Consider the following 9,965-nt stretch of genomic DNA (forward strand, 5'->3'; position numbering starts at 1 on the left):
ACAACCCAACGATTAGCCGTTGACACATTGATGAAACTGACAATCCAGGCCTTCAGGCCTGGATTTTTAATAGGAACAGATTTCTCCTTTCCTTCTGATATTTCAGAGGAATAAATTGACATAAAGATATATTTTGGTCTTTATGCTTAAAAAGAGAAATATCTTGATTCTTTTTAAATGTCTTGTTTTTATCTTTTTGTCCATGGCTACCTGGCCATTGACCGCACAAGAAGTTCGGCAACCGACGGGGCCCGTGGTGCTGACCATCACCGGGAAAATCCAGACCCACAATCTGGACCGGTCCTACCTTTGGGACCTGGGCATGCTGGAGGCCTTGCCGCAAAAAAGCTTCACCACCATGACCCCGTGGGCCAAGACACCCATCAAATTTTCGGGACCGCTGTTGCGCGATGTGCTCCGGACCGTGCAAGCCGATGGCCAAACCTTGCAAGCCAAGGCCCTCAACGACTACGTCATCAACATACCCGTCCAAGACGCCCAACTTTTTGATGTCGTTGTTGCCATCAAGAAAAATGACCAGAACATCCCCTTGCGGCAAAGGGGCCCGCTGTTTGTCGTGTACCCCTTCGACAGCAAGAAAGAGCTGCAAACCATCAAGTACTACGAGCGATCCATCTGGCAACTGAAGTCGCTGACGGTTCAGTGAACACCCGACATGTCTGTCGAGACCCATGAGCCGGTTCACGCCAGTGACCGGTTATTCAAATCGGGGCTGATCGCATTGACGGTGGCCATCGTGGCCGTCCTGCTGATCATGCTGCAACTGATCTGGGCGCGATCGGCGGGATCGCTCGGTCAATCACGGATCCAGTCCGACTCGGTGGTCTTCATGGCTTTCCAGCTCGACAGGGAGTTCCTGCGGTTCCGCAACGAAGTCAATTCGTCCATTTACCGCAACGCGATGGACCCCGAACTGATGTCGCGTTTCGAAATTCTCCTCAGCCGTCTGGACCTGTTGCAAAACTTCCCCTCCCACGAACTGCTGCAAGAAGCCAAAGAGTTCGAGCGGGTCATCCCCTCCATGCTGTTGGCCATCCAAAAAATAGAAGATCTTCTGTTGAGCGGACAACCCGCCCAACTGCCGCAAATCATCCGGGAGCTCGACCGCATCACCCCCGATTTGCAATCCCTGGTGCAGATCACGCACCGCAGTGTGGTGCAAAAAATCGAAATCCAGGACCACACCGCACGCAAACAAGACCAATTGATCATGGGCCTCGCGGCGAGTCTGCTGATCTTTCTGATGCTCGGATTTGCGGGCCTTTTCTACAGTTTCCGCAAAGAAAAGAGGGAGCGCCTTCGGCTGCAAGTGGTCAACCGGGCACTTCAGGCCGCACGCATCACCGCCGAAGCGGCCAACGTCGCCAAAAGCCGCTTCCTGGCCAACATGAGCCATGAATTGCGCACGCCCTTCAACGGACTGCTGGGCATGATGCAAGTGCTGGACCTCAGTGGCTTGCGGTCTGACCAGCAACCGCTGCTGCACACGGCACAAAGATCGGCCCAGCATTTGCTGAACTTGCTCAACGACATCCTGGACCTGTCGGCCATCAATGCCGACAAACTGCAGATCCGAATGCTGCCCATGAATCTGGACGAAACGCTCTCTGAAGTGATTGGCTGGATGCGCCCCGTTGCCGAAGAAAAAGGGCTTGTCCTTGACTACCAGTCGCATGAGCTGGCCCACCCATTCATCTTGGGTGACGCCACCCGTTTGCGGCAAATCCTGCTCAACTTGCTGTCCAACGCCATCAAGTTCACATCCCACGGACACATCCTCGTATCCGTCAAACTCATCACACTGGACGCCAACCGCCTGCGCTGTTGTGTCACAGTGCAAGACACCGGCATGGGCATCAGCCGAGAAAAACTGACCAAACTGTTCCAGCGCTTTCAGCCCGGCGACGAATCCACAACCCGAACGCGAGGTGGTGCGGGCCTGGGCTTGGAAATTTCCCGAAGCCTGGCCCAGCGAATGGGTGGCGACCTGCGCGTTCAAAGCCAAGAAGGCAAAGGCTCCACCATTGTGTTTGAGTGGGTCGCACAAGCTGCAGCCACCAGCGGGGCAGGGCCCCTTCAACCCCAAGCCAGCGCCATTCCATTGCCCCAACACAGCACCCCGGCCAAACGGCAAAAACTCCTCGTGGTCGACGACAACGCCATCAACCGGATGGTGCTTGGCCGCATGCTCACACAGCTGGACTGCGAAGTCAGCTATGCCGAAGACGGATTGCAAGGACTGCGGTCCATCGAGCAACACGGTTTTGATTTGGTGTTGATGGACCTGCACATGCCCCACATGGACGGATTTGAGTGCGTCAAAGCCATCCGCAACCTGACCGACCTGGCCAAGTCACGGCTGCCCGTCATCGCCGTCACCGCCGACGTGCTCAGCGAAACGCAAGAACAAGCGCACGCAGCCGGATTCAATGACTTCCTGCCCAAACCCGTAGAGCGGGCCAAGTTGACCCGCCTGCTGGGTGCCTATCCACCACTGGCCATCTGACCACTCAGCAAACCAAGCCACAGGCCCGGCTGGTCATCCATCTAGGCCAATCAGAACCCCCCACGCGTCCTGACAGATGGAGGAAATTTGTTCCCGTATCTGGATAATAGTGCGTATTTAAAACATAAAAAAATATTCAAATACACAAAAAGAGCGTAAGAACAGTGATTAACGATAAACAAAAAATACTGGCAACCCTGGTGGAGCTGTCGGATTGGGAGTGGGCCAACCTGCCCTTGCTCAAGACCGTTGTGGGGCGGCACGTTTATTACTGCATCGCCCAAGACACCTTCTTCAACGCCAGCCACCAGACCGATCGTTCACTCAAGCAAGTCCTCAACCACCCCGAATACACCGACCGCGCCGTGCGCATGAAATTGCGCGAGCTGGAAGACGAAGGCCTCATCACCCGGGTGTACAGCGAAAACGACAAACGCGCCCGCCATATCGTACCCACGCCAAAACTCCTCGACCTGATGGCCCACCATGCTGAAACCATGCAAAAGCTGCTCGAAAAGGACTTCATCATCCTGGAAAAAGAAACTTAATGGATGCATGCCCCACAAGTCCACCACCTCACCGACGCCGTTAACCAGAACCTGGCCCGCTCGGCCTATGGCCGCTTCCTCGGAGTCAGACGCGATCATCTGCCCGCCATTTTCGGCGCCACAGCCTCCCGGCTACGCAGTTACAAAAACTTCCGGGGCTTTCTGATCAAAGTCACACCCAGGCCATGGTCGACGTGCCTGTGGCCTGGTCATGTTTCATAACCGCATGGACCAACTTACCAAACTCGCCACAGTCGATGGGCACCAAAAAAAGGAATTATTTTCCGTTATTTGGTATTAAATTCGTCAATTAATTTAATTCATAAGTGCATTATCAGAACTCTTGTGGCGAAGTTTCTTCGCATGCCTATACGCAGCAGTTCAAAGGGTTTTCTATGGTTCGCTTCTCGAAATCGGTTCTCACGTCAGCGGTGCTGATGGCTTGGTCGTCTTTGGTTATGGCGCAAGGTGGTGCAACATCAAGTGTTGAAAACATTAACCGCAATTTGACGGGACCCGAGGTCGTGAGTCCGGTTTCATGGGAGGCGGTTGGCTCGAGGTTGGCCAAACCATTGACTCAAGGGGAAGTCAAGCCTGGTGGGCCAACAATAAAAATTAACGGGTTTCAGTTTGAAGGGTTAACGGCGTTTTCAGTTGACGATTTGCTCCAAGCGTCATCCGCTCGTCTGCCGGGTGTTTACGACCTGTTTGCACTGCAAGCCATATCTGATGCCATCACGGCGTATTACCGCAAGGCGGGTTATCTGGTGGCCAGGGCTTGGTTGACACCTCAGGCAATCAAGGATGGTGTCGTTGTTTACCAGATATACGAGGGGCGGTTATCGCAATCGGAACCCATAAAGGTAGAGGCTAATCATCCCGGTATTGATGTGTCGCAGGTCAAGCAAATCGTTAAAAAAAGCTTGTGCGGTGAAGTTGACTGTGGCTCAAGCCTATTGAAGCAGTCCAGCGTAGATCGAGCTGCTTTGTTAGTGACTGAAATCACGGGGTATCAAATCAGGGCAGAGTTGGTGCCAGGCAAAGAGCTGGGTACAAGCACCATGGCCATGCAAGTTGATCCGCGAAGTGGGCGGTCGGTGACGGGCAGTGGCGGTGCGCGAAAGGGGGTTAACGCAGGGTTATCTGTTGACAACTTTGGATCTAAAGCAACGGGTGAAAACCGAGCACAGGTCCGATTAACTGGTCAAGATGCATTAAAGACCGGCGACCAAATGGGTTTGTCGTACATGACGACAAACAAAAAAGACATCGAGAACTACAACGTCGATTACAGCTTTCCCATCGGTCATGAGGGCTGGCGCATGGGCCTAGCTTCAGGCAAAACCAACTACACCTTGGGGGCGGGGTTTGGAGGTTTTGCGGGCGATGCAAAAAATCATGGGGTTAATCTGAGTTATCCCATCTTGCGAACAGGGCAGGGAAATATAGATTGGCGTGTGGACATAGACCGAATCAGCCTATCCGATCAAAGTTCGTTGCCTGAAGACCGCCGCTTGAACAGTGCCCGTATGGGTTTATCTGGCGATTTTCAAGATCAGGTATTGAATGGTTTGGGTGCAAGAACAAGTTGGTTGGTGGGTTGGGCTCAGTCCGATTTGAAGTATGAGGACGCCCGAGACTCAACAACAGTGGGATCTAGGGACAAATACACCGCTCGTATCAATCGATTGCAGGGCTTGGGTGGTGATGGTTGGTATACCAGTGCCAATGTTTACGGGCAAAGAGCCTCTGGCAACCTGGACGCATACGGAAAACTGTTCCTCGGTGGAGCAAACGCTGTCAGGGCGTATGCAGGCGGAGAGGTGGGTGGCGATACCGCTGTGGTTGGTCAGTTTGCCATCGGCAAAGTTTGGGCGAGCACCATGCTTGACCGCAACTTGATGGCTGATGTATCTGTGTTTTATGACCGTGGATGGGCTCGTTTGCAGCAAAACCCAACGTCAGGCGTGACAGACAACACCTCGGTTCGTGCGGGCTGGGGTGTTGAGGCAAAGGTCAGCCAAAAAGGTGCCTTTGTTCTGCGTGCCTTTTGGGCAAAAGGACTCAGCGGTGACTCAAGTGTCGATAACAAAGAAGACAGAGTGGGTTTGAGCTTGAGCATGGCTTACTGAGCCAAACCAAAAAGAAACTTCATAAATACACAAATAGAAGGCCAATATGAACGCCAATATCTTCCGCTTAGTCTTCAACAAAAAAACCGGCCAACTGGTGCCGGTAGCTGAAATCACAACCTGCAACAGTAAGGGCAGTGCCGGTAGCGCGGCTAGCGGTGTGGGCGGTGTGCCCCAATCGTCGAATGTCAAGGGGTTGCTTGCCTGGTCATTGATCAACGCAGCTGCAGCGGCAGCGTTTTTGACCATCCCCATCGTCAGTGGCAACGCCATTGCAGCCGATGTGTTGCCAACGCAGGGCAACGTGGTCAACGGCAACGCCACCGTCAATGTCAACGGTCGTGTCATGACCGTGCAGCAACTCAGCCAGGTGCTGGGTGTCAACTGGCAAAGCTTTAGCATTGGCGCTGGCAACACCGTGGTGTTCCAGCAGCCCAATGCCTCGTCAGTGGCCATCAACCGCGTCATTGGCAACAGCCGTTCAGAAATTTTTGGCAGCTTGCAAGCCAATGGCCAAGTGTTCTTGCTCAACCAAAACGGCGTGTTGTTTGGTAAAGGCTCGGAAGTGAGCGTAGGTGGCTTGTTGGCTTCGACGGCTGCCGATGCCACCAAAAACGCCAACGGCCAGTGGGTGCTCAGTGGCGGCAGCAGCAATGGCGTCATCAACCAAGGCAACATCAAGGCTGCTGACGGCGGCTACGTGGTGCTGGCTGGCGGCAAAGCCATCAACGAAGGCAACATCACGGCAACCCAAGGCGCTGTGGCCTTGGCAGCCGGTGGCGGATTCACCCTGAGCTTGGACAACGCTTCCTTGCTCGCCATCAAAGTGGACGAAGCCACTCTCAACGCCCTGGCAGAAAACAAGGGCCTCATCCAAGCCGACGGTGGTGCGGTCTACCTCACCTCCAAGGGGCGCGACAGCTTGCTCAACACCGTGGTCAACAACGAAGGCCTCATTCAGGCCCGCAGCTTGGGCTTCAAAAACGGCAAAGTCGTCTTGATGGCCGAGGGCGGCGATGCGTTGACCAGCGGCACCATCGACGTGTCGGGCCAAAACGCTGGCGAAAAAGCGGGTGCGGTGGTCATTGGCGGCAATCGCGTGGGCGTGTTTGGCAACGCCACCATTGACGCCAGCGGCGTGGCCGGTGGTGGCCGTGTGGTCATCGGTGGCGACTTGCTGGGCAAGGCCACTGATGTCGCCAACATCAGCTTGGCCGACAACACCGTCATTGGCAGTGGTGCCACCATCAAGATCGGCAGCGCTCAGGGTGACGGTGGTTTTGTAGAAACCTCGGGCAAAACGCTCACCATGCTGGGTACGGTCGAAGGCAAGAGCGCGGGCAAAAACGGCGAGTGGTTAATCGACCCGACCGACATCACCATCAGCACGGCGGCCAGCACAGCCACCAACACCAGTAACACGTGGGAAGGTAGCGGTTCAACCGCGATTGTGAACAACGCATCGATTGAGGGGGCGTTGAATACCGGTGCAGATGTAACTGTTACCACCGCCGGTGCAGGTAGCGCGGGTGGCAACATCACGGTTGCGGCCAATATCAACAAGACGGCAGGTGGTAATGCCAACCTGACGCTCAATGCCAATCAGTCCATCACACTGAACAACGGTGTCAACATTACATCCAACTCGGGGTCGTTGAATTTAACGATGAATGCATCACAAAGCTCAAATGCTAGTGTTGTAACGTTGAATGGAAATGAGATTTCAACCAATGGAACGGTTCGAATATTGAATTTGAATTCTGCTGTTTACGGGAGTGCAGCTGTTGTTATGAACGGTAACAACACACTAAATGCGGGTAGTGGATCGATTTTCATCGATGGACAGCAGCCAATTTTTCTACCATCCCTTGCTGGGGGTGTGAAAATTGGTGGCAATTTAACAACTGCAGGCAATGTGACATTAAACGGCTATGGCACAGGGACTGGCGGGCATGGAGTGTGGATTGATAACGGAACCATCAAAGTAGTCTCCGGTGTGTTAAATGTTACTGGACGTTCAGGTGGACAAAATGCTGTTCGCATTGAAAACAGTAGTTTGAATACCGAAGGAGGAATATTAAATATAAATGGCAATTCAAGTCAGGTTAATATTTTAGGAATTAGCTCTTTGGACTCCAGTGGGGGTGGAGTAATCAACGTCTCAACAGTTGACTTGAGTCCTTCGGCAAATACTCGAACGGCTGTCACCCTTGGCGGTAACTTATCGACCAATGGTACTGTAAACATACACGGGTCAACGCAAGGTAATGGAAGTACAGGCACAAATGTGACCGGCAACATCACGGTACTGGGTGGAACAACCACCATCACTGGCAATCAGTCGTGGGGCGGTGGCAACGCATTGGTTTTGGCCAGTGGCTCCAGTATCACCAGCACGGCGGGCGGCAATGCCATTGTCAATGTGACGCAGACGGGCAGCACCAATTTGTCTCTGGCAGGAACAACGCTGACCGGTAACGTCGCTCTCAATTCCAACGCCAGCATTGTCATGTCTGGCAACAACAGCCTCAATAGCACCAATGGCACAGTGGCCGTGAATGCAGATATACCCTGGGAAACAACAGCTCGAACCGCCATCAGCATTGGTGGAAACCTCAACACCAGCGGCCAAGTCAATATTACAGGGCGCTCTCTAGCGGCCGCAACAGGCGTGGGGGTGCTGATTGCCGGCAATGTCGCAGCTAGCAACGGCACACTTAACGTTCGCGGTACTCAAGTGCTGGGGACGTATCTGTCCATGGCGGGAGCCAATGTCACGACGAGCAACGCCACGGTTAATTTCTTGGGTGATCGCAACCTGGTGACATCTGGCACAAACACATTAGATGCCAGTGCTGGCGGACAGATCAACCTCAACGCAACAGACTCAAACGGGACAAACAGTGTTCGTACTGCTGTTACCCTTGGCGGCAATCTGTCGACCAATGGTGTTGTGAATATACGCGGCCTAGCGCAAGGCGCAGGCAGTACGGGCACAAATGTGACCGGCAACATCACGTTACTGGGTGGAACAACCACCATCACTGGCAATCAGTCGTGGGGCCTTGGCAACGCAATGGTGTTGGCCAGTGGCTCCAGTATTACTAGCACGGCGGGCGGCAATGCCATTGTCAATGTGACGCAGACGGGCAACACCAATTTGTCTCTGGCAGGAACAACGCTGACCGGTAACGTCGCTCTCAATTCCAACGCCAGCATTGTCATGTCTGGCAGCAACAGTCTCAATGGCACGAGCGGGGCAGTGACGATCAACACCAATCTATCGACTGCACTGGGTAATTTGACCACCAACGGTAATGTTGCATTCAATACAAGCAGCGGAAATGGCAACATTACACAAGCGGCTTCCACGGCGTTAACTAGCGCCGGCAACCTTTCATTGACAACCGGCAGCGGTAACATCACGCTGAGCAATACGGTTAACAATTTAAGTTCCAGTATCAACCTCAATACCTCCGGAACTTTCACTGCAGATAGCACTACAGGTTTGATGGTCAATAGTTCAGGTGCGCTTAGGTTGAGTGGATTGAATGCTGTGGGTGATATCAATGTCTCGACCACAACTGGCAACCTCACCTTGAATGGCAACGTGGTCAGCACTGGGGGGGACGTTACCCTAACTGCTGGCGCTGCATCTGCAGTCGCTTCCAGTGCTACAGCCAACGGCGCTGTCACCGGCGGCGACGTTGTCAAGGGCAGTGCTACCAGCGTGACCGCTGGCAGCGGCAAGACGGTGGCTCTTTATTCGGGCAACGCCAACAGTTCCGCTTTGGCCACCTTGGTCACCAATGGCGATACCAGCCAAAACAAGGCCTATGCGACCAATGTGTCGGGTGGTGTTGGCATAGTCAATGCATCCAAAGCGCTGAACCTCTTTTATCGCGTCACACCATCCTTGACGGTCACCAGTGCCACCGCGCAAAACAGGGTGTATGACGCTACCACGTCGGTTAACGTGACCGGTACGATCAGTGGTGCCATCGACGGCGATGTGCCAGGTAGCATCATCACCGGTACTTTCGCGGACAAAAACGTCGGCAACAACAAGACCATCAACCTAGGTGCGGTGTCGGTAGCTGGGGCCAACTCTGGCGTGAGAGTAGTTGGATACCAAGCAACTTCCGCAGGGTCATTGACCGCCAACGTGACAGCGGCCACTCTGCAAGTGACAGGCGTGACGGCCAATAACAAGGTGTACGACGCCACCACAGTGGCCACCTTGGGCGGTGCAGCCACAGTGGCGGCACTGGGCTCTGATGTGGTCACGGTTGGTGGCACTGGAGCAGCCACGTTTGACAACAAGAACGTGGGCGCCGGCAAAGCGGTGGCGGTGACGGGCTTCACCCTCGCAGGCGCGGACGCAGGCAACTACGTGGTGGTCCAACCCACCAGTCTGACAGCGAACATCACCAAGGCCGACATCAGTGCCGTGACCGGTATCACTGCAGCCAACAAGGTGTACGACGCGACGACGGCGGCCACGCTGAACACCAGCGCGGCGGGCTTCACGGGCAAGATTGGCTCAGACGTGCTGAACGTGAGCGCAGCCAGCGGAGCGTTTGCAGACAAGAACGCAGGTGCGGGTAAGAACGTGAGCATCACGGGCATTACCTTGGGTGGCGCGGATGCGGGCAACTACAACCTGGTGAGCAGCACAGCCAGCACGACAGCGGATATCAGCAAAGCTGACATCAGTGCCGTGACCGGTATCACTGCAGCCAACAAGGTGTACGACGC

At 54.3% G+C, this 9,965-nt stretch carries 5 protein-coding genes; all 5 read left to right on the forward strand.

Annotation, left to right across the window (positions count from 1 at the left end):
- Window positions 1–202 precede the first annotated feature (202 nt).
- Window positions 203–667 carry a molybdopterin-dependent oxidoreductase gene (locus tag Q1M54_RS05735; RefSeq protein WP_300555066.1) on the forward strand — a complete coding sequence of 155 codons (465 nt, stop codon included), beginning with the start codon at window positions 203–205 and terminating at the stop codon, window positions 665–667.
- A 9-nt stretch (window positions 668–676) separates the two neighbouring features.
- The gene (locus Q1M54_RS05740) at window positions 677–2,527 is read left to right on the forward strand and encodes an ATP-binding protein (RefSeq protein WP_300555069.1); all 1,851 of its coding nucleotides are present in this window, start codon (window positions 677–679) and stop codon (window positions 2,525–2,527) included.
- Window positions 2,528–2,691: 164 nt separating this feature from the next.
- On the forward strand, window positions 2,692–3,075 hold the full coding sequence (locus Q1M54_RS05745) for a hypothetical protein (protein ID WP_300555071.1): 384 nt from the start codon (window positions 2,692–2,694) through the stop codon (window positions 3,073–3,075).
- 326 nt (window positions 3,076–3,401) lie between these two features.
- Window positions 3,402–5,207, forward strand: a complete 1,806-nt coding sequence (locus tag Q1M54_RS05750; protein WP_300555074.1) for a ShlB/FhaC/HecB family hemolysin secretion/activation protein — start codon at window positions 3,402–3,404, stop codon at window positions 5,205–5,207.
- 46 nt (window positions 5,208–5,253) lie between these two features.
- A partial coding sequence (locus Q1M54_RS05755; RefSeq protein WP_300555077.1) for a YDG domain-containing protein occupies window positions 5,254–9,965 on the forward strand: 4,712 nt, incomplete at its 3' end.

Source organism: Limnohabitans sp. Rim8 (assembly GCF_943326455.1).
Lineage (GTDB): Bacteria > Pseudomonadota > Gammaproteobacteria > Burkholderiales > Burkholderiaceae_C > Limnohabitans_A.